This is a genomic window from Halobellus rarus, assembly GCF_024494595.1.
Lineage (GTDB): Archaea > Halobacteriota > Halobacteria > Halobacteriales > Haloferacaceae > Haloquadratum > Haloquadratum rarum.
The window spans coordinates 55,716-77,195 of the sequence record NZ_JANHDI010000015.1 but is presented as its reverse complement, the minus strand read 5'-3'; the positions used below and the strand labels follow the sequence as shown (position 1 = coordinate 77,195).

Below are 21,480 nucleotides of genomic sequence, written 5' to 3'. Positions count from 1 at the left end.
CGAGCAACCGCGGAGCGGTGCGGGGAAGCACTCAGGTCACGGGGGCGTTGGCCCCGGTATCGTACATAAACCCTCGGCGGGTGCAGAAAGGCAGTTCCGTCGGCGCCGACTCGGTTATCGCCCGTTCGCCAACCCGGCCGCGAGCGCCTCGATCGGCGTCGGCGGCTCTTCTCGATCCGCGTCGCCGTCGGGCAACAGCGAGCGGTCGACCGTCGCCCCGAGATCGTTGAGTTGAGTGCGGCAGGACGCGCCGGGCGCGACGACCGACTCCGCCTCGCTGTCGTCGACCTGGCCTTTCAGGGTGTCGCCGATGGCCTGACTCATCGCGCGGTGTTCGGCCTCGTAGCCGAAGGAGCCGGCCATCCCGCAGCACCCCGAATCGAGCGGGTCGACGCGGTAGCCGGCCCGGCGGAGGACGCCGACGGCGTGGTGGTCCTTCTTCGTCGCCTTCTGGTGGCAGTGGCCGTGGTAGGCGATCGAGCGGTCCGGCGTCTCGAAGTCGATCGCCTCGTCGAGCCGGAAGGTGTCGAGGTACTCGCAGACTCCGTAGCTGTTCGCCTGGACGGTCTCGACGTCGGATCCGGAAAGGAGGTCCCCGTAGTCGGACTGGAGCATCACCGCGTCCGAGGGCTCGGCGACGACGACGTCCCACCCGTTCTTGATCCGCGGGGCGAGCGCGTCCACGGTCTCTTTCGCCGTCTCGCGTGCGATGTCGAGGTACCCCTTCGAGAACGCGGGACGACCGCTGTCGGTCACGTCGGCGACGTCGACGTGGACGCCGGCGGCCTCCAGGACCTCGACCGCGGCCTTCCCAACGTCGGGGTGGCTGTAGTTCGTGTAGGTGTCCGGAAGCAGAACGACGTGTCGGTCCGCCTCGCCGACCGTGACGCGGGAGCCGCCGCGCGCGTCGAACCAGTCCTGCAGCGTCTCGCGCTCGAACGTGGGGAGCGTGCGGTCGCTGGCGATGCCGATCGTGCGCTCAAGCACCGTGCGTGCGCCGGGAACCTTCGCGGCCCAGTTCGAGACCGGCGCGAACGCGCTGCCGACTTTCGCCAACGTGTCGACGTTCGCGAACAGCTTCGAGCGGAACGAGGAGCCGTGTTCCTCGTGGTGGGCGTGCGTCACCTCGGCCTTCAGCTTCGCCATATCGACCTCGCTCGGGCAGTCGTTCGCACAGCCCTTACAGCCGATGCAGAGGTCCATCACCTCGGTGACGAACTCGTCGTCGGTGGGATCGTCCGGGAGGTCGCCGCTCATCGCCTGGCGGAGCATGTTCGCCCGACCGCGCGTCGCCTGGATCTCCTCGTCGGCCGCGCGGTAGGTGGGGCACATCACACCGCCTTCGGTCTGCTGGGTGCGGCAGCCGCCGCAGCCGTGACAGAGTTCGACCATCCCCTGCATCCCGTTCTCGTTGTCCCACACCAGCGCCGAATCGAACCCGGCCTCGAACTCGTACTCGGGGTCGAATCGGAGGTTCTCCGTGAGCGAGACGTCGCCGCAGACCTGCCCCGGATTCAGGAGCCAGTCGGGGTCGAACGCGGTCTTGAGGTCCCGGAACGCCTCCCAGAGCTGATCGCCGTACAGCTTCCGGTTCCACTGGGTCCGCGCGCGGCCGTCGCCGTGCTCCCCGGAGACCGAGCCGCCGAGTTCCACGACGAGGTCGGTGACGGCCTCGCCGATGGCCTGCATCGCGTCGAGGTCCGTCTGCGACTTGGTATTTATGAGCGGGCGGACGTGCAGGACGCCAGGGCCGGCGTGGGCGTAGAAGGACGCGAACGTGTCGTGTTCTTCGAGGACCGACTGGAACTCCGTGACGAACCGGGGGAGGCGCTCCGGCGGGACGGCGCAGTCTTCGAGGAAGCTGATGTGCTTGGCGTCGCTCGTCCGGCTCAGGAGGATCGGGAGGCCGGACTTCCGGAGCTTCCAGAGCTCCTTTCGATCCTCGTCGTCGTGGGCCTCCAGGGCGTCGAAGGCGTAGCGGTCGGGATCGGCGTCGGAGGCCGACCCGCTCTCGTCGGCGTCTCCGCCGTCGCCCCAATCGGGGACGCGGTCCGCCAGGAGCTTCTGCACTTTCTCGCGGCCGTCCGCGTCGCTCTCGGCGTAGAACTCGACGAGGAGCGCCGCCTCCGTGCGGTCGGGGAGCTTTCCGGCGACCTCCTCGAACTCGCTCGTGTTCGACGCCAACTCGATCAGCACGTCGTCGATGAGCTCGACCGCCGCCGGGTCGTGTTCGAGCACGTGAACGACGTCGCTGACGGTGTCGACGACGCTGTCGTACGTCAGGAGCGCGACCGATTTCGCCTCGGGAAGCGGCTCCAGGGAGACGGTCGCTTCCGTGACGACCGCGAGCGTGCCCTCCGAGCCCGCGAGCAGATGCGCGAGGTTGACGACGCCCTCCTCGCCGTACTCGCCCTCGGCCTCGGCGACGAGTCGATCGAGGTTGTATCCGGAGACGTTCCGCTTCATCTCGGGGTAGCGCTCGTGGACCTCCTCGGACTGCTCGTCGAGGACGGCGACGACGCCCGCGGCGACCCGGGCCTCGGCGTCACCGTCGGGGTCGGCGCGCTCGCGGAGTTCCTCGATCGCGACCTCGCCGAACGTCGCGACCGTCCCGTCTGCGAGGACGACCTCCGCCTCCTCGACGTAGTGATCGGTCTTCTCGTAGACGAGCGAGTGCGCGCCCGTGGAGTTGTTGCCGATCGCCCCGCCGATGGCGCTGCGGTTGCCCGCCGCCGGGTCCGGGCCGAACGTCAGGCCGTACTCGGCGGCGCGGTCGTTGAGCGTCGCGAGCACCGTCCCCGCCTGGACGTGCGCCTCCCGGGCGTCGGAGTCGACGTCGTAGACCGAATCCATGTAGCGCGTGAAGTCGAGGACGACGGCCTCGTTGACCGTCTGGCCGGCCAGGCTGGTGCCGCCGCCGCGCGGGAGCACCGGGATCCCCTCGTCGGCGCAGTAGGAGACCACGCTCGCGACGTCCTCGGTCGAGGTCGGGAAGACCACGCCGATGGGGGTCACCTCGTAGGCGCTGGCGTCGGTCGCGTACATCTGTCGGGTGTAGGTGTCGAAGCGGACCTCGCCGTCGACACGCGGTTCGAGCGCGTCGACCAAGTCGGGTCGCTCGACCGACTCGGAGACGTACTGGTAATCCGATCGGTCGTCTCTCGCCGGTGCGGCGCGGGCTACGCCGCCGTCGGGAACGGCATCGCTGTCGCGGTCAGGCATATACGTACTACTGTGTGTAACTATCACTTATACCCCCCGTTGTCGGTCACCGAAGCGGGGAACTGGGCCCCCGATGAGGAACCGTTATGCCGCTCGATTCAGTCAGATATGGTACCGTGACACAGACTGACCGAACCTCGGCGGAGCGACTCCGGTGGCTGACCGAGCAGTTGCTCGTCCGTGACGCCGACGTGCACGCGACGACGGTCGCCGCGCTCGCCGAGGAGGGCGACGAACGCGTCGTCCCCCACCTCGTCGAACTGCTGGTGATCGACAGCATCGCGAACGACTGGGAGCGGTTCGGCTTCCCCGCCGTGCTCAGAGACCGCGATCCGCCGCGCTACCTCGAACTCCCGGAGGTTCGCTGGCCGGGCGTCCGCGGCGCGCTCGCGGACCTCGCGGAACCGGACTTCGACTCGGATCACGCGTGGGTCGAGTGGGAGACGTGGTACTCCCAGCAGGACATCGACCCGCTGGCGGGGTTCGACGAGTGGAAACTGCGGTTGTACCGCTCGTACCTCCCGCCCGTCGGCGGCCTCCTCGACTGCGAGCCGAGGGCGTTCGATCTGCAGGGGATCCGGTGGGGCAACACCGATCGCTCGTTCCTCGCCGCGATGAACGCCCCGACGTTCGTCCCCGGCGACGCCGTCGACGCGAGCACCGACGCGAGCGACACCGACGCATCTGATGGCGACTCCCCCGAACGCTACCTCGAAGACGACCACCTCGTCTTCGGTTTCGAACTCGAGGGGACGGCCTACGCCGTCCCGCGGTGGGTGCTGTTCCCGCACGAACTTCTGAACGCCGAACTTCAGGGGGTCCCGGTGAGTCTCACCTACTGCACGCTGTGTAACGCGCCGATCCTCTACGACCGGCGGGTCCCGACCGGTGGCGGAGCGGCCGCCGACGGGGACGAAACCGAGGGGCTCGGCGGATCCGACGAGACCAGCGAGGCCGGCGACGTGGACGTCCGGACCTTCGGCAGCACCGGGATGCTCGCCTCGGGCAACAAGGTGATGTACGACGAGGAGACCGAGACGCTGTGGGACCAACACGCCGGCACGCCGATCGGCGGCGAGACGCTCGAATCGGACCCGGACCTCTTCCTCGATCAGTTCGCCGTCACGCAGACCGAGTGGGGCGACTGGAAGGCGGAGTACCCGGACACGCTCGCACTCGACGTCGACACGGGCTACGGGTACGACTACTCGTACTACGACGGCAACGTCGACTTCTTCGAGCACTACTGGAACCGCGAGGAGATCGTCCAGCCCGGCGTGCGGCGCGAGGAGGGGCCGCTCCCGGAGAAGGCGTCCGTGTACGGGATCGTCGACGACGACCCCGACGAGGTGTGGGTGATCTCGATCGACGACCTGCGCGAGCGCGAGAGCGGCCTGATCGAGGGCGAGATCGCCGGCCGCGACGTCGTCGCCCTGCTGGATGCGACGGGCGACGTCGCCGTCTACGAGTCCCCGCCGACGCCCGTCGAGCGCGTCGAAACCGACGACGGAATCGCGCTCGTCGACGAGACGGGAACGGAGTGGCAGGTGGCGCGGAACGAACTCCGCTCGGCGAGCGACGAGACGCGCGAGCGGCTCCCCGGTCGGCACGGCCTCTGGTTCGCGTTCCGCACGCACTACGAAACGGCGCACGTGCTGGAGTAAGCATACTCACAAACTTATTAATAGTTTATATACGTACACTGAAGCGTATCTGTGCACGATCTCGAAGAGACTGACGGCTTACGGGTTATCTATACTGTATCCTGATGGGTGAATAAACTATATATCTGTTTTTCACACCGGCGAGTAGGAGCAACGACAGCGGGTCCGAACGGCTCAGTTCCGATCCGCCAGCGCCGCTTCGAGGTCGTCGATCAGTTCCTCGTTGCCGACGTACACCGGCGTCCGCGCGTGGAGGTCGTCCTTCTCGACGTCGAGCAGCGATTGTCGGCCGTCCGAGGACGCCCCGCCGGCCTTCTCGAGGATGTAGCCGACCGGATAGCCCTCGAACTGCACTCGGAGTTTGCCCTCCGGCGCGTTCGTGAGCGTCGGATAGCCGAAGATGCCGCCGTAGGTGAGCACCTGGTTCACGTCGCCGATCATCGCGCCGCCGTACCGGAGTTTCATCGAGGGATCCGACTCGACTTCCGAGACGTACTCCTCGAACTCCTCGACCCAGTGGGGGACCCGACCGCCGAAGCCGTACACTGAGGGGTCATCGGGGAGCGTCAACTCCTCGTGGACGACCTGATAGTCGCCGCTGTCGTGGATGAGGTACTCGGTGACCGTCTCCTTGTTCGCCCGGGCGACGGCCATCGTCGTCGTCGCCCCGTAGAGGACGTAGGCGGCGGCGACGATGTCCCGACCCGACGCCGGCAGATCGTCGTCGTAGATGGCGACGATGGTCCCCATCGCGGCGTTGGGTTCGAGGTTCGAAGAGCCGTCGAGGGGGTCGACGCAGACCGAGAGACCCGAGCCGACGTCCACGCCCGAAGCCCGCTCCTCGCTGGCGTAGACGCCGACGTTCGAGATGGAACCGATCCGCTCACAGAGGAGTTCGTCGGCGTACACGTCTGCGGCCTTCTGCTCCTCGCCGGAGGGGTTCGTGCCCGCGACTGCGACGCGACGGCCCGGAAGACCGCGACGGACCTCCGGGGCGGTGCGCGCGACGGCGTCGAGGACGTCGTTGACGGTCTTTTGGATCGATTCGGCATCGGTCGGCGCGGAATTTTCTTTCGTAGCCATCGGAGTACTCGTGTCAGTAACGGGGGTATTCGTTAGTTGGATATGCGGTGACTATATACATAAACTCTTTGTTGGCGTATCTCCGGATTCGTCCGTCTAACCGCCGGAAAACGGCGTACTAATCGGCTATACATTCCATTCGCTCCAATACATAAATATTTACTCGAAAAGTTAATAGTGATCTCGAAGCGCGGTATCGACGTCCTTCTCGACGTCGACCGTCACTCGTGTTCGCGCGCGAGTCGACACCAGGTCTCGACGCGGTCGCGGTCCAGTTCGAGCGCGTCTGCGACGCTCTCGGGGTCGGCCGTCGCGAGCCGCCGGACCGACCCGATGCCCGCTCGGCGCAGCGTCGCGGCGGCACGCTCGTCGACGTCGTCGAGCGCCGTCACCGGCGTCGGCACGCTCTGTTCTCGCCAGGCCGACTCGGCGTCGATGCCGGACCGCTCCACACGGTCTTCGGACTGCGCTGTACCGACCCCGTCACCGGTTCCGTCGCGCCACGCGGCTTCGCCGGCTGTCTCGGGAGTTTCGCTGTCGCTCGCCGGTGTCTCCTCGGAGCCGGTCCGCGCCCGCCAGGCCGCCTCTGCCTCCGTCGCGTCCCCGGACCCGTCGGTCTCGGTCGCGGCCGACTCTTCGGACCATCCGGACGACGCCGCGATCCACGCCCGTTCGTCGTCGTCGAGGCCGCGGACCTGCGTGGAGCGTCGGTCGAGGTCCGTCCCGCCCCCGTCCAGCGACCACGACAGCGAGTGTTCGCGCCTGATCTTGGCGGCGACGCCGGGGTTGACGCCGGCTTCCTTCAGGTCTCGGTAAGCGATCCGCTTCTCGACGAGATCGGCGAGCGACACCCGGGAGTCGCGGAGGGCGGCCGCGCTCTTCGGCCCGACGAACCGGAGGTCCTCGAAGCGCTCGGGTTCGTTCGACTCCTCCTCGGTCTCTGTCGGTCCCGCGTCGTCCGTTCCCTCCTCACCAGTGGTCTCCTCGTCGGCTTCGCCGGCGTTCCCAGTCTCGATATCGCCGGCGTCGGGATCGTCGCTGGAGACGGTGTTCCACGGGAGCGGGATATCGAGGTCGTCGTCGCCGCGGTCGGGGACCGCTGCCCAGTCGGATCCCTCCTCGGCGGCCGCGTCGCTTTCGCCCGCGTCGAGCGCGCCTTCGCCCCCCTCGTCCTCGGTCACGCTTGCCTCCGTTCGGTTGTAACTCCACGGTGGAGAACTTCATACTGTCGACTGTATAGTGTCACCAGATGACACGCCACCGGGAAAACCGAGGCACAACCCGTATCAGAATCGATACCCGGCGGTCAGGTTTTATTCCCACCGGATCCGTGGCGCTGGATAATGACGATGATACGCGCCGAGGGGCTCCGCAAGACCTACGGCGACTTCCCCGCCGTGGTCGGCAGCGACTTCGCCGTCGAGGGGGGCGAGATCTTCGGCATCGTCGGCCCGAACGGTGCCGGGAAGACGACGACGCTGAAGATGCTCTCGGGGCTGGTCGAACCGACCGACGGCGTCGCCGAGGTGGCCGGATACGACGCCGGCGACCCGGAGATGCGTCGGAACCTCGGGTTCCTCCCCGAGGAATCCCCCCTGTACGAGGATATGACGCCGCGGTCGTACCTGCGTTTCTTCGCCGATCTCTACGACGTCCCGCGCGCGGAGGCGACAGAGCGGACCGAACGGACGCTGGACCGCCTCGAATTAGCGCACAGAGAGCGCCGCCTCGGCGATATGTCGAAGGGGATGAAGCGGAAGGTAGCCATCGCCCGCTCGCTGGTCAACGATCCCGACCTCCTGATCTACGACGAACCCGCGTCGGGGCTGGACCCGCTGACGACGAACTACGTCCTCGAGTTCACCCGCGAACTCGCCGATCGGGGCAAGACCGTCGTCTTCAGCGCGCACAACCTCTATCACGTCGAGAGCGTCTGCGACCGGATCGTGATCATGAACCGCGGGGAGATCATCGCCCGCGGGACCGTCCCCGAGATCCGCGAAGAATACGGCGAGACGACATACCACGTCTTCACGACCGTCCCGGTGGAGGGCTCGGAGCCAGACACGTCAGCGGGGAGTGCCACCGTCGAAGCTGGGCGTCACCGAAGCGTCGTGTCGGATATGGCCGCCGTCGATCGGGTTCGCGAGCGGGCCGCCGCCGACGGCGGCGAGGTGGTCGACATCCGGACGCGAGAACAGAGCCTCGAAGACATCTTCCTCGACCTCGCCAGCGGGACGACGCCAGAAGCCGGTTCCGAGCGTGGGCGACAGCAGACAGAACCGTCGGCGGACGGCGTCCGAGCGCCGTCGGGGGGAGAGCGGCCCGAGACGGAGACCGTCCAAGCGACACCGGAGGGTAGTCGGACCGAGCGGGACGGGGGCAGCGAGCGGTGAAGCGTTCGCTTCGAGACCACCTCTCGTCGATCCGCCGAATCGCCCGCTGGGAAGTGTCGCGCTCGGCAGGGATCGTCGACAGACGGACGGCCGTTCTGGGTGTTCTCGCGCTCCTTCTGGCCGGTACGATCCTCGGAGCCGGGCTGCTCGGGGGCGGCGTCGCGCTCGATCGGGACGTCTACCGCGTGGGCGTCGCCGCCGACAGTCCGTACCGTGCACCGGTCGAGCGGAGCGTCGCCCTCGACGCTCGCTCCCCCGACGCCGACGCGCTCCGCGACGGCGACGTCGAGGTGCTGATCCGGGACGGGGAGTTCCGCGCCGTCGACACGCCGAAGGGTCGCGCGGCGCTCTCGGAGCTCCGATCGGCCGTTCGGAGTCACAACTTCGAGCAGATGCGCGGCGAGGAGAACGGCTCCGCGGCCTTCCCCGTCGTGACCGTCCTCCAGTACGTCTCGCGCGACGACACGCTACCCGACGAGGCGTTCGCCGACGACGGCGGCGACGGCGAGGTCGTCGTCGGTTCCGGCGGGGACGGCTCCGGCGGGGACGGCTCCGGCGGGGACGCAGACGGGAGCGGCGACGGCGACGACGCGGCGGCGACGGGCGGCGGGGGCGGGCCGCTGGGCGTGCCCGCGCTCTCGGGAATCAACCCCCTCGGCGGCGGGGGCTCGGGGTCGCCGGCGGAGATCCAGCCCCCGTTCCCGTTCGGATCGCTCGTGCTCGCGTTCGTATTCCTCGTCCCGATGAACTTCGTCGTGCAGGCGTACGGCAGCACGATGCTCAACGAGCGGATCAACCGCCGCGGCGAACTGCTGCTCGTCGCGCCCGTCTCCCCGGGCGACATCGTCGCCGGAAAGACGCTGCCGTATCTCGTCGCGATGATCGCGCTCACGGCGCTCATCGCCCTCGGGGTCGGCGGGAGTCTCGTCTCCGTCGCGGCCGTGCTGCCGATCGCGCTCCTCTTCCTCGCGGCGACGTTCGCCGGGGCGATGTTCGCCCGGTCGTTCAAGGAACTCACCTTCGTCACGGTCACGGTCTCGGTCTTCCTGACGGCCTACACGTTCGTCCCGGCCATCTTCGCGAACGTCACGCCGATCGCGCTCATCTCGCCGCTGACGGTCGTGGTTCGCGATCTCCAGCCGCTGGAATCCGTCTCGTCCGGCGCGTTCGCGTTCGCGACAGCGCCCTTCGTCCTCTGTGCGGGCGTGCTGTTCCTGCTCGGCATCGGTATCTACCGCGAGGAGGACCTCTTCACACAGCGCGCGGTCCCGCTGAAGCTTCTGGACGCGCTCGACGCCCGCGTGTCGCGTCCGCGGGACGTCGCGGTCCTCTCGGGGCTGTCGATCCCGTTCGTGTTCGTCGCGGAACTGCTCGCCGTCGCCGTGCTGTTCGCGCTACCCGTCTCGCTCACCGTTCCCCTGCTCCTCTTCGTCGTCGCGCTCGTCGAGGAGGTCGCGAAAAGCCTCCATATCTACGCCGCCTTCGAGAGCGGGACGTTCCCGCGCGTCCGACGCGTCGCCCTGGTGCTCGGCGCGCTCTCGGGGCTGGGCTTCTTCGTCGGCGAGAAGTTCACCGCCGTCTCGCAGGTCGTGGGGCTCCCCGAGCTGGCGCTCGGACAGGCCGCCTTCGCGCCGTCCGGCATCGGCGTGTTTTCGGCGGCCGGCCTGCTGTTCGCCCCGCTCGTACTCCACGTCGTCACCGCGGGCCTGACCTCGCTCGGTGCGATGCGCGACCTCCGGTGGTACGGCGTCGCGTTCGTCGGCAGCGTGGCCGTTCACACGGCTTACAACCTCACGGTGGTGAGCTACTTTGGTTGACCGCCCTGACCCGCACGGAGGAGAGCGCCGAGACGGTCGTCCGAACCGAGATGATCGTCCGAGCCGTGACGATCGGCCGAGTCGAGACGATCGACCAGATCCACAGCCGGGAGCCAGCGGGCGAACGCGGACCGATCCCCGGATCACGATCGCCGGCCGCGAGTTCAACAGCCTGCGGAAGGAGAAGACCATCCTCCTTGCGCTCGCGCTGCAGCTGTTCATCGCGGCGTTCTCGTCGTTCCTCGTCGTCGGCCTCGTCTCGCTGTACGACCCGGGACAGGTCGAGGGCTACGAGGTCGACGTCGCGGTGACGGGCGACGCCTCCGAGGAACTGATCCGGGCCTCGCGGGAGGTCCGCGGCGTCGACGCGGAGTTCTACCGCTCCGAGGAGACGGCGATGCGGGCGTTCCACGAGTACCGGGCGACCGGCGTCGACGCGGTGCTCGTCGCGGAGACGCGCGACGACCGGGTGTTCGTCAGGGCCGTCGCGCCCGACTCGAACGTCCAGACGACGATCGTCGTCGTCCAGTTGCGGGACGTGGTCCGGTCGTTCGAGCGGGCCGAGCGGACCGATAGAGCGGCGTATCTCGACTCGCTGCCGCTCGAACTGCCGCCGGAGGCGTCGTCCAGTCCGTACTTCGGGTTCACGTACACGGTGTTGCTCCCGCTGTTGCTCTTCCTCCCGGTCTTCATCTCGGGCTCCGTCGCCGTCGACTCGCTGACCGAAGAGATCGAACGCGGGACGCTCGAACTGCTGCGGGTCGCGCCCCTCTCGCTGACGGACGTCGTCGACGGGAAACTCCTCACGGCAGCCGGGCTCGCACCGGTTCAGGCCGCCCTGTGGATCGGTCTCCTCGAACTCAACGGCACGAGCGTCGCGAACGTCCCCGCGCTCCTCGCGCTGGTCGCGGCGCTCGCGCTCCTGATCTGCGGGCTGGGGGCCGCGCTCGCGCTCCTGACGCCCGAACGGCGCGCGGCGCAGTTCCTCTACTCGATCGCCGTGCTCTTCGTCTTCGGCGGCACGGCGCTACTCCCGAACGGGCCGATCAACGCCGCCGCGCGACTCGCCATCGGCAGCGGCGGAGTTGCCGAGTACCTCTCCGTGGCCGCCGTGGTCGTCGGTTCGGTCGTCGTCTATGGTGCGCTCCGCCACCTCGTCGCACGGCTCGACGCCGACGACTTGGCGTGAGGCGGTCGGGCGCTCCGGAAACGGTCGGCCCCACCGGAAGCAGTCGGACGCTTCTTCGAGGCGCGGGCGCTATCCCGTCCGGTCGAAGCCGGAACGCACACAAGGCCTGGTCCAGAACTGAGTCCTATGGGACTCGGAGGCACGGCGAGGAAGCTCCAGAAAGTGACAGATATGGCCGAGGACGTCTACACGCGGCTCAACGACCTCCGCGATCAGATCGTCGAGATGCGTGAGACGACACAGGAGACGAGCGACCGCGTCGACCGACTCGAACGGGAGAGCGCGGAGATGCGCGCCCTCCTGGAAGCGCTCGCAGAGAAGGAGGGAATCGACGTCGAGAGCGTCACCGCCGACGCCCACATCGTCGAGGCAGAGGAATCCGGCGACGACGTCGAGAGCGAGGAGGAAGCGGCAGGGAGCACAGGCGAAGACGAGTCGAAATCTGTGGCGGCTGGCGACACCGAGTAGTCGGCGCGAAATGGAGGATTACGTTCGGTTATCGAACGAATCGTTCTCTGTGGCGTGATAGGGACTTGTCCCCGATGATCTCTGTCGTAGGAGTCACAATCACCAGTGAGAGATCACAACAGTCCGTATGAAGCGGCCGAAGTCGCGGGTCTACAAGCTGTGGGCCCTCAGCTCTGCTCGTACAACCCGTGCAAGAGACGAGTCGGGTCTGTCCCCCGGTCGCTGTGTTCACTCGGTTACTCAAAATCCTTATTGAAGTGACAATATCACCTATTCAAATAATTTCATCGCGTATCTTATAAGCGTGATCCGAAAGTGTCGCTAGAAACAACTATATTAACTGACGAATCTATCGGCGAATTCGCCGGAACGCTGCGTGGGTCGATCGTCCGGCCGGACGACGAGGGATACGACGAGGCACGGTCAGTCTGGAACGCGACGGTAGACAAGCGCCCCGCGCTTATCGTCCAGTGCGCCGGCACCGCAGACGTCATCAGTGCGGTGGCGTTCGCAAAGGAGCATGGGGTCCCTATTTCAGTGAGAGGCGGCGGCCACAACATCGCTGGCAGGGCCGTCGAAGACGACGCCCTGATGATCGACCTGTCGCCGATGAACGCAGTTCGCGTCGATCCGGACGCGCAGACGGCCCGCGTCGAACCCGGTGTCGTGCTCAACGAACTGGACCACGAGACCCAGGCGTTCGGTCTCGCCACGCCGGTCGGATACAATTCGACGACTGGTGTCGCCGGGCTCACACTCGGCGGCGGTTGGGGATGGCTCTCGCGGAGGCACGGATTGACTGTCGATAACCTGATTTCGGTCGACGTCGTCACCGCGGCAGGCGAACTCGTCCACGCGAGCGAGACCGAAAACGAAGACCTGTTCTGGGGTCTCAGGGGCGGCGGCGGCAACTTTGGGATCGTCACGTCCTTCCAGTTCCAACTGCACGAGGTCGGTCCGACGGTGTTGTCCGGGCCGATCGTCCATCCTTTCGAGGATACAGCAGCCGTCCTCTCAGAGTATCGGGAGTTCACTGCGACGGCCCCCGATGACGCGACAGTGTGGTTCGTCATCCGGCACGCGCCACCGCTGCCGTTCATCCCCGAGGAGTGGCACGGCCGGAAGGTACTCATCTTGGCGGCGTTCTACGCCGGCGAGATGAGCGAGGGCGAGACGGTACTCCAACCGCTACGCGATATCGGGGATCCGATCGTCGACGCGGTCGGACCGCACCCGTACGCGGGCTGGCAACAGGCGTTCGACGGCCTCGCCCCGGCCGGAAACCGGAACTACTGGAAGTCCCACAACTTCGTCGAGATGACTGACGGCATGATCGAAAACTTCGTCGAATACGGGGAGACGATCCCCACCGAGGCCACCGAAATCGCCTGCGCCCAATTAGGCGGTGCGATAAACGACGTGGGCGTTCAAGAGACCGCTTACCCCCACCGCGACGCCGAATTCACGATGGTCCTGCACACCCAGTGGACTGATCCGGAGAGGGACGAGGAGTGTATCGCGTGGGCCCGGGACGTGCACCAAGCGATGGCTCCCCACGCGACCGGCGGCGTCTACGCCAACTTCGTTCCCGAGGAGGTCGGCGACCAACAGGCCGCCTACCGCGAAAACTACGACCGGTTGGTCGAGGTGAAAAACCAGTGGGACCCGGAGAACCTGTTCCGACTCAACCATAACGTCGAACCGACGAATTGACGTTCTCCCACGGCTGATGCTGTGAGTTTTCTCCTTGAGACTCTATAACTGATGTAGTTTTCTCCTTGCGACCCTATAACTGATGTCGGGACCGAAACCTACTCCGCGAGACGTGCGTGCTCGACTTTCATACACTTGTCCTGGACGAACTTGAGATCCGCGTCCGCCGCCCGTTCGCCGGCCTCGTCGTCGGTGATGCCGAGTTGGAGCCACACCGAATCGACGTCGCCGACGGATCCGTGTCGCTCGATCGCCTCGTCGACGATCCCACCGGCTTCGTCGCTCGGCCTGAACACGTCGACGATATCGATCTCGACGTCCTCGGGCACGCCCGCGAGCGAGTCGTAGGCGGTCTCGCCGAGGATCTCGTCGGCGAAGGGGTTCACCGGGACGATCCGATACCCGTTGCGCTGGAGGTATGCGGGGATGTCGTGGGCGGCCTTCCCGGCCGTGGTCGAGCAGCCGACAACCGCGACAGTCTCGGCGTCCAGTACCGCTCGGAGGTCGTCGTCGTCAGTAATCGCCATACTTGAGCGGATGTCCGGCAAACGTAAAATACTGCTGCGGCAGTGGGGACAGGGCGCACGCCTCGGGGGGCGCAGACGCGTCGTCAGCCGATCGTTCCGACGAACGGATCGCCGTTTTTCGTGGTCGCCCGGCGACGTTATCTGGCGTTCCGACCGAGCAGCACGTACAGGAGGAGTCCCAAAATCGGGGCCAGAAAGACGACGACTGCCCAGAGGAACGCGGGGTGCGTGCTGTTCTTCTTCGCGTCGGTGTACGTCCACACGATCATCGCGATCCCGACGAGCAGAAAGAGGAGTCCGATCGCCACGCCGACCGCCCCGACGGCACCTTGAAGTAGCACGGTGGAGGACATACCGGTCTCGACGGAATTACGCCGAAAATAGCTTCTGGTTCTCGGTGGTCGGAACCGGGCCACTGCGGCGTCGGAACCGTCAGTCGCCCGCCAGCCGAACCGACGGTTCGCCGTCCTCGTAGGTCGTGACGATGCCGTCGAACAGCTGTTTCAGCGTGTTCATCGTCTGGTCGTCGTGGGCGCTCGCGTCGATGGCGAACACGCCGAGGCCGTCGACGCTCTGGATCCGGCCGGTGAACACGTGGAGGAAGCGGAACACCGTCTGCAGGTCCGCGTACATCAGAAGCGTCGACAGCGAGTGCAACATCACGCGGTTCCGCTCGATGCCGCGATCCTGGTAGAAGGCCTGCAGGAACTCAGAGAGTTTGATCCCGATCCCCGTCATATCCACCGGTGAAGAGGTGTATTTGATCCGGTCGTCGTCGCGGACGTCGCCGACGCCTTGCTGGCGTGTGACGCAGTCGACGACGGCTACCGGCCGGTCTTCGTACGCGGTCCGCTTCGCGAAGTCGTTCAGCACGCGATCGGCTCCGTCCTTCGTGGTGACGATGATCGCACCCTCGTCTTGGTCGGTTCCCGAGGCCAGGATGTCCAGACAGAGGGACCGTTTCCCCGACAGCGGCGGCCCGCTCACCAGGATGTTCGTCCCCGGAGGGACCTCTCTGTCGAGGTCCGGGCCGAGGTCATACATCCGGGTTCCTCGGCGTCGAGCCGGCTGCAGGAGCGACAGTGGTCGTTCGATGGATCGACTCGCCGGGAGTCATTTGACGAGTATACCATACTGGGTGCACATAATATTCTTTTTGATTGTGGTGGGTTTCCTCGCGAGAAACTCCGCTACCGGATCCACGTTCCCGCCGGACGGTTTCTGCCCCAAACCAGGCCGTGAGGTGTCTGTTCGGCGACGCACTCAGCGTCGATACTCACAGGATTCCGACGATCTCGACGGCGCGTCCGGCGACGAACGCGGCCGCGGCCAGGAACATCCCGCGTTTCAGTCGCCGCTGAGCGACCGACGGCGTCGAAAACGACGCCCGAACCGCCGCGAGCATCACGCCGTCCGCCGGGAGCACGAGCAGCAGATAGACGATCCCGAGAGTTCCCATCAGAAACGGGACGGCGCTCGCGACCACGGCGACGCCCATCACGACGGCACCGGCTCGCAGCGCCGCCCGCTCGCCGGCGACGATCGGAAGGGTTCTGAGGCCCTCCTCGCGGTCGCCCGAGACGTCCTCGACGTCCTTGACGATCTCGCGCGTCAGCGTCGCCAGCGCGGCGAGCGCGAACAACACCAGAACGGCGGGGTCCGCGAGTCGGGCGACCGCCGCGGCACCGAAGAGGAACGTCGATCCGGTCAGATACGCGACGACCGCGTTTCCGACGCCCGGTAGTCCCTTGAAAACCTCCGTGTACGCGACGAGCGCGAGGAGGTTCACCACGGCGATGGCGATCGCCAGGAGCGGCAGGGCCAGCGCGGCGACGACGGCACCGAGGAACAGCGCGACGCTGAACGCGAGCGCCCCGCGGGCGGAGACCGCCCCGCGAGGGATCGGCCTGTCGGGGCGGTTGATCCGATCGATGTCGCGGTCGAAGTAGTCGTTGACCGCGTTGCCCGCGGCGGTCGCGAAGACCGTCGCCGCCACGGCAGCGACGACCGCGATCGGGTCCGAACCGACGCCGGCGGCGACGAACGCGCCGGTGAACGTGAGCACGCCCGCGGCGACCGCGTTCCCGGGACGCGTGAGTTCGAGCAGCCCGCGAACGGTCGCTCGGTCCGGACCGGATGTGGCCATACCTGTCCGGTGACCGCGGCTTCGAGATAAAGGACGCGGACTGGACCGCACTCTCCCCTCCGCCGTTCGCTGCGCCCCAATCCTTAGGCCGATGTCGGTGGTAGCAGACGCAACGAGATCCCGGGCGTCGGCAGACCCACCGCTCGCGACGGCCGAGGCGGATTCCACCGCTCGCGACGCTTCCCCGGCGGTTTCCAGACCGATGACTCACGACTTCCACCCGCGGACGCCCGTCGATTCCCACCACCCCGGCCCGCCGCGGTTCGTCCACGTCGGGGAACCGCTCCGCGATCCGATCTTCGTCCTCGGGGCCGACACCACCGGGACGGGCGTCGAGGTCGCGGCCGGACCGACCGATCGGGACGGCCTCGCACCGCGCGTCCCGGAACCGCGACGAACCCCCGAACCGTACGCCCGGGACGACTTCGAGTGGGACGTCGTCTCCACTCCCGCCGGAAGCGACGGCGACGTGCTGTCTTTCGCCACGTCGACGACGCTACCCAGGTACGATCACGGCCTCGACCACGTCGCCGAGTTCGAAGCCGACGTTCCCGGAGAGTACGTCCTCGCGCTCGACGCGCCGGACGGCGTCCACGAACTGACCGTCTTCGCGTTTCCCGAACGCGAAACCACCGGATCGCGGCCGCGGCTGGAGCTCGATGGGCGGTTCGATTCGTCGACCGAGCAGTTTCACGTCGAATCGAACGCCGCGCTCGCCCCGGAGAGCGGCGTGGCGATCGAGGCTCCGGTCGTGGTCTTCCTGGCGGACGACCGCGACCCGCTCGCGGACGACTCGATCGAAACCGCGGCGGACGGCCGGTCCGCGACGGTCTCGCTCGACGCCCTCGACGGCGAACGGGGTCGAATCCACGCGGCGGCGTACGACGGCCGTTGCGCGAGCGTCCAGGACGTGCTCGAACTGTCGCCCGACGGGGCGGTCGAACGTCCGAACCGGCCTCCGGAGTGGCTTCGGGACGCGGTCCTGTACCAGATCTTCCCGCGTTCGTGGGCCGGAACGCGCGGTGAGACGACGTTCGAGACGCTGATCGAGGGCGACGAATCGACCGGGGCGCGGGGGGTAGAGTACCTCTCGCGACTCGGCGTCGACGTCGTCTGGCTCACGCCGGTCGTCCCCGCGGTGAGTCCGACGCGGGAGTACCCGCCCGGCGGCCCGCACGGGTACGGAACGACCGACTACTTCGACATCGCGCCCGACCTCGTGCCCCCGGGGACAGATCCGCTCGACGCCTACGGCGAGTTCGTCGAGGCCTGCCACGAGCGAGGAATCAGAGTCGTCTTCGATCTGGTGGTCAGTCACGCGGGGCTCGGAATCGACGAGTTCGCGTCGTCGATCGCGTGGTCGACCGGAACGATCCCGGACGACGGCGATCTCGACGGGTTCCGGATCCTGCAGTGGAACGAGGACGCCCGCACGTTCGACTGGTGGGACCGCGCGGACGTTCCCCGATTGGCCCCCGACGGCACGACCCTCGAAGCGGCCCCCCGTTCGACCGGTTTCGCGGGCAGTCGATGGATGCCGAACTGGAACTACGACAACGTCGCGCTGCGGGAGTACGTGCTCACAGTCGCGGACTTCTGGTCCCGCGAGGTCGGCGTCGACGGCTTCCGGTGCGACATCGCCTTCGGCGTCCAGCACGGATTCTGGAAGGAACTCCGGGAGCTGGTCAGGGCGAACGACGGCGAGTTCGTCCTGCTCGACGAGGCGATCCCGAACGATCCGGCCTTCTCGGCGTCGGAGTTCGACGTGCATTGCGACACGACCGGGTTCACCGACGCCGCTCGGGACGTCGCTCGCTCGCGCTCGGTGGGGACGGACGATAACGGGGGCGAGACCGCGTTCGAGGCCGCCCGCAGATCACACCTCGACTCCACCGACAGCCCGCACCCACAGGACCTCGTCGAGGCCGTCCTCGACCGCCGGGAGCAGGGCCACCCGGACTACTCTCTGCTTCTCAACAGCATCGAGAACCACGACGAACACCGCCTGCTCAACGCCGCCGCGGTCGATCCGCTGGATCCCGACCACGACGACCTCACGGAGTCTGCGTGGGAGCGCGCTGCCGCGCTCCAACGGGCGTGCTTCGCTGCCGCCGTGACGCTCCCGGGAATCCCGACCGTCTACTACGGCGCGGAGCGGGCGATCAGCCGCTACGGGACGGGACGCGTGGACGAAGGCGACGACGCCGACGACCGCGGCCTGAAACCGAGTGGCGACGTCGATCCCGCGGCCGACGTCCGCCCCGGCGGCCGACAGCGGGCGTTTATGAACTGGAACGACTACGACGAGGACCACTTGGCGTTCTACGAGCGCCTGATCGGTCGCTACCACGACCTCGACGCGCTTCACACCGATGCCGGGATCGAACCGCTCGACCGGCCGACTGACGCGGCCGCGACGCTCTTCGTCCGGGACGCGAGCGACCCCGACGACGCCGACCCCGAACGAGTGCTCGTCGTGCTCAACTTCGAGGCCGAACCGATCCTGGTCGACCTCCCCGACAGCGTCGACGCGACGAATCTGTTAGCCGGCGTCGACGCGACGAACCCGCTCGGAGGCGACGGCGAACGGGACGGGCACGGGTCGACCGCGGCCGTCGGAACGGTCGGCGTCTTCGAGGTCGAAGGGTCGCTCGACGAGACGCCCGCCGTTCGGCGGGCCTCGAAGGAGCGGTAACGGACGGCTACGGGACGCGGGAATACCTCGTTTGAGAGCGGTCGCCCCCCGGCCGAACGACTTTGTCCGCTGCGCACGCTGTTTCTGGTATGAGTTCGCCCTTCGAACGCTCGGAGGTCCGCAACGGTATGGGGATCGGGAGCGCTCTGATCATCGCGTTCGTCGCGTTCACGTTCTTCGAGGGCACGACCCGGTGGCTCCTCCTCGGCGTCGCCGTCGTCGAATTGGTAGTCGTGCCGCGGGTGTTGAGGGGGGCGTAGCGACTGGCGCGGCCCCGTGTTTTCACGACGTTCAGTAAAAAGAGCCGTAGGAGAGATTGTGAACCACGGTCGGAGCAAAGCTCCTCCCTGGTTCAAATCCTCCGTGGCTTCCGCTGCTCACCGTGGTTCGCAGTAGAAAGCCGGTGGAGGGATTTGAACCCTCGGCCTATTCCTTACGAAGGAATCGCTCTGCCAGCTGAGCTACACCGGCGCGGTCGTCGAGACGCACTCGTCCGTACTGCGATGAGTAAGAAAAGGCTTCCGAATCAGCGTGCGGTGAGGCGAACGTCGAGACAGACGTTGTACTCGTGCGGGGCGTACGAGCGCACGACGCGCTCGGTTTCGACCGCGACGTCGTAGTCGGCGTCGGCGTCCGCGACGGCCTCGCGGATGGCGCGCTCGCCCGGGCCGAACGGGTCGTCCTCGTGCTGGATGTCGTAGTAGTGGAGGACGCACTCCTCGCCCGCGAGTTCGACGGCCGTCTCGAGGAAGTCGCCGGCGCTGTGCGGGAGGTTCATCACCAGTCGATCCGCCCAGCCGGCGTACTCCTCCGCGAGGTCGCGGACGTCGCCGTGGATCGCCGTCACGCGGTCTTCGACGCCGTTGCGACGGGCGTTCTCGCGGAGGTACTCCACTGCGACCTGATTGAGATCGCAGCCGACGACCGCCGCGCCGCGGCCGGCCATCGGGACCGCGAACGGGCCGACGCCGGCGAACATGTCGATCACCCGCTCGTCGCTCGCGACCTGCGAGATCACGCGGTGGCGCTCGGTCGCGAGCCGCGGCGAGAAGTACACCGCCGCGATGTCGAGGGCGAACTCGTAGCCGTACTCGCGGTGGACCGTCTCCGTCGACTCGCCGACCAGGACGTCCCACTCGCGCACCCGAAGTTCGCCCTTGACTTTCGAGGCTCGATTCACCACCGTCCGCGCGCGGAGGTCGGACTCGACGATGGCGTCGGCGATCCGGCGCGCCCGCTGGGTGTCGTCCTCGTCGAGGATCACGACGTCGCCGAGTCGCTCGTAGGAGGGTTCGAACCCCAGCAGGTCCGCGGGCGTCGTCTGCGTCTCGCGAGCGGGGACGTCGCGGTCGACGACCTCGTATTCCTCGGGGACCGCATCCGGGTCGGCCACGGGGATGTAGAGGTCGCCGGACTCGACCGTGATCTCGTGCTCGCGGTCGACGAGGTCGCGATCCGCCAGCGCCGTGCGGGTCGCCTCGCCCTCGCTGGTCGGGACGCGGACGCAGGGAACTCCCATACTCGGGGCTGGCGAGCGACGGGAGTAAGCGTGACGTTTCCCGGCTCACCGGGAGGGGACGACGAGCACCGGCGTCTCCGAGAGGCGGACGACCTTCTCCGCGACGCTGCCGAGGACGAACCGCTCGACGCCGGTCCGGCCGTGCGTGCCGAGCACCACGAGGTCGGCGTCCGCGTTCTCGCAGTAGTCCACGATGGTTCGGTGCGGGATGCCGTGGTCGACCGTCTCGGAAGTCCGGACGCCGGTCGATTTCCCGCGTGCGACGACGCGGTCGACCGCCTTCCGTGCCGCCTCCTCGTGAGCCGCGACCGTCTCGCTCGACCGGATGCGGCCCTTCGGGACGACCGACAGCGCGTGAACGACGGCGTCGAACTGACCGGCCAGATCGACGCCCAAACGCTCGGCGGGTTCGGCTGCCTCGCTTCCGTCCGTCGGCACGACGATGTCCTCGTAGGGGCGTGTTCCGGTTGCATCCGTTCGCACGGTGAGCACGGGTACCGGCGAGAGGCGGACGACCTTCTCCGCGACGCTGCCGAGGACGAACCGCTGGAGTCCGCTCCGTCCGTGCGTCCCCATCACGACGAGGTCGATTCCGTCGTCCGCGACCGCGTCGAGGATCTCCTCGTGGGGGAAGCCCACCTCGACTGTCGTACTGGCTTCGACGTCGGCGTCCCGAACGCGGGCCGCCGCGTCCTGGACGATTCCCTCGAGTTCCACTTCGACTTCCTTGCGCTCGACCACCGTGGAGAGCACGTACGGATCCACCACCGAGAGGAGGTGGATCTCGGCACCCACCGCTTTGGCGAGGGACACCGCGTGATCGAGCGCCGAGTCCGCACTCTCGCTTCCGTCGACCGGGACCAGGATTCGTCGGAGTTCGACGGCCGCGTACTCACTCATATCGGGGGCTTCGCGTGGCATCGAAAAAAATCCGACCCATCCGAGGGTCCGGAAATCCTTCCCCGTCCGAACGCTCGGAAGCCGCCGCTCGGCCTGGTCGGTCTCTCCGCGCGGTAGACTCATCACCGGAGCGATCACTCA

Annotated in this window: 17 protein-coding genes and 1 tRNA gene; 8 read left to right on the top strand and 10 right to left on the bottom strand. The window is 67.3% G+C overall.

Features of this window, described 5'->3' with window-relative positions; genetic code table 11:
- Positions 1–114: 114 nt before the first annotated feature.
- Positions 115–3,222, bottom strand: a complete 3,108-nt coding sequence (locus NO876_RS16945) for an FAD-binding and (Fe-S)-binding domain-containing protein (RefSeq protein ID WP_256422852.1) — start codon at positions 3,220–3,222, stop codon at positions 115–117.
- A 116-nt stretch (positions 3,223–3,338) separates the two neighbouring features.
- Between NO876_RS16945 and NO876_RS16940 the strand changes: the two genes are divergently transcribed.
- Positions 3,339–4,886, top strand: coding sequence for a DUF3179 domain-containing (seleno)protein (locus tag NO876_RS16940; RefSeq protein WP_256422851.1), 1,548 nt, complete (start codon positions 3,339–3,341; stop codon positions 4,884–4,886).
- Positions 4,887–5,060: 174 nt separating this feature from the next.
- Here the strand turns inward: NO876_RS16940 and NO876_RS16935 are convergent, their stop codons facing one another.
- Both NO876_RS16935 and NO876_RS16930 read right to left on the bottom strand, forming a co-directional pair.
- A complete protein-coding gene (locus NO876_RS16935; protein WP_256422850.1) occupies positions 5,061–5,969 on the bottom strand; it encodes a class 1 fructose-bisphosphatase in 909 nt (302 codons plus the stop codon).
- 221 nt (positions 5,970–6,190) lie between these two features.
- On the bottom strand, positions 6,191–7,150 hold the full coding sequence (locus NO876_RS16930; protein ID WP_256422848.1) for a DUF7409 domain-containing protein: 960 nt from the start codon (positions 7,148–7,150) through the stop codon (positions 6,191–6,193).
- Positions 7,151–7,318: 168 nt separating this feature from the next.
- Here NO876_RS16930 and NO876_RS16925 point away from each other — a divergent pair, with 168 nt between their 5' ends.
- The 5 genes from NO876_RS16925 to NO876_RS16905 all read left to right on the top strand — a co-directional run bounded on the left by NO876_RS16925 (position 7,319) and on the right by NO876_RS16905 (position 13,552).
- A complete protein-coding gene (locus NO876_RS16925; RefSeq protein ID WP_256422897.1) occupies positions 7,319–8,365 on the top strand; it encodes an ABC transporter ATP-binding protein in 1,047 nt (348 codons plus the stop codon).
- Positions 8,362–10,182, top strand: coding sequence for an ABC transporter permease family protein (locus tag NO876_RS16920; RefSeq protein ID WP_256422847.1), 1,821 nt, complete (start codon positions 8,362–8,364; stop codon positions 10,180–10,182). The genes NO876_RS16925 and NO876_RS16920 overlap by 4 nt, the downstream gene beginning before the upstream one ends.
- A gap of 142 nt (positions 10,183–10,324) precedes the next feature.
- Positions 10,325–11,371 carry an ABC transporter permease gene (locus tag NO876_RS16915; RefSeq protein WP_256422896.1) on the top strand — a complete coding sequence of 349 codons (1,047 nt, stop codon included), beginning with the start codon at positions 10,325–10,327 and terminating at the stop codon, positions 11,369–11,371.
- A gap of 126 nt (positions 11,372–11,497) precedes the next feature.
- Positions 11,498–11,839: a DUF5798 family protein gene (locus NO876_RS16910; RefSeq protein WP_256422846.1), complete on the top strand. Its 342-nt coding sequence runs from the start codon at positions 11,498–11,500 to the stop codon at positions 11,837–11,839.
- Positions 11,840–12,154: 315 nt separating this feature from the next.
- On the top strand, positions 12,155–13,552 hold the full coding sequence (locus NO876_RS16905) for an FAD-binding oxidoreductase (protein WP_256422845.1): 1,398 nt from the start codon (positions 12,155–12,157) through the stop codon (positions 13,550–13,552).
- A gap of 98 nt (positions 13,553–13,650) precedes the next feature.
- Here NO876_RS16905 and NO876_RS16900 read toward each other — a convergent pair whose 3' ends face one another.
- The 4 genes from NO876_RS16900 to NO876_RS16885 form a co-directional block, all read right to left on the bottom strand.
- Complete coding sequence (locus tag NO876_RS16900; RefSeq protein WP_256422844.1) at positions 13,651–14,079, bottom strand: CoA-binding protein; 429 nt, start codon at positions 14,077–14,079, stop codon at positions 13,651–13,653.
- A gap of 137 nt (positions 14,080–14,216) precedes the next feature.
- Positions 14,217–14,432, bottom strand: coding sequence for a PLDc N-terminal domain-containing protein (locus NO876_RS16895; protein ID WP_256422843.1), 216 nt, complete (start codon positions 14,430–14,432; stop codon positions 14,217–14,219).
- Positions 14,433–14,511: 79 nt separating this feature from the next.
- A complete protein-coding gene (locus NO876_RS16890) occupies positions 14,512–15,123 on the bottom strand; it encodes an RAD55 family ATPase (RefSeq protein WP_256422842.1) in 612 nt (203 codons plus the stop codon).
- Between the two features lie 232 nt (positions 15,124–15,355).
- Positions 15,356–16,225, bottom strand: a complete 870-nt coding sequence (locus NO876_RS16885) for a geranylgeranylglycerol-phosphate geranylgeranyltransferase (protein WP_256422841.1) — start codon at positions 16,223–16,225, stop codon at positions 15,356–15,358.
- A 202-nt stretch (positions 16,226–16,427) separates the two neighbouring features.
- Between NO876_RS16885 and NO876_RS16880 the strand changes: the two genes are divergently transcribed.
- Positions 16,428–18,920, top strand: a complete 2,493-nt coding sequence (locus tag NO876_RS16880; protein WP_256422840.1) for an alpha-amylase family glycosyl hydrolase — start codon at positions 16,428–16,430, stop codon at positions 18,918–18,920.
- An 89-nt stretch (positions 18,921–19,009) separates the two neighbouring features.
- The gene (locus NO876_RS16875; RefSeq protein WP_256422839.1) at positions 19,010–19,180 is read left to right on the top strand and encodes a hypothetical protein; all 171 of its coding nucleotides are present in this window, start codon (positions 19,010–19,012) and stop codon (positions 19,178–19,180) included.
- A 138-nt stretch (positions 19,181–19,318) separates the two neighbouring features.
- Here NO876_RS16875 and NO876_RS16870 read toward each other — a convergent pair.
- The 3 genes from NO876_RS16870 to NO876_RS16860 all read right to left on the bottom strand — a co-directional run bounded on the left by NO876_RS16870 (position 19,319) and on the right by NO876_RS16860 (position 21,339).
- Positions 19,319–19,391, bottom strand: a tRNA-Thr gene (locus tag NO876_RS16870).
- Positions 19,392–19,446: 55 nt separating this feature from the next.
- Complete coding sequence (locus tag NO876_RS16865) at positions 19,447–20,439, bottom strand: class I SAM-dependent methyltransferase (protein WP_256422837.1); 993 nt, start codon at positions 20,437–20,439, stop codon at positions 19,447–19,449.
- Between the two features lie 45 nt (positions 20,440–20,484).
- On the bottom strand, positions 20,485–21,339 hold the full coding sequence (locus NO876_RS16860) for a universal stress protein (protein ID WP_256422836.1): 855 nt from the start codon (positions 21,337–21,339) through the stop codon (positions 20,485–20,487).
- Positions 21,340–21,480: the final 141 nt, after the last annotated feature.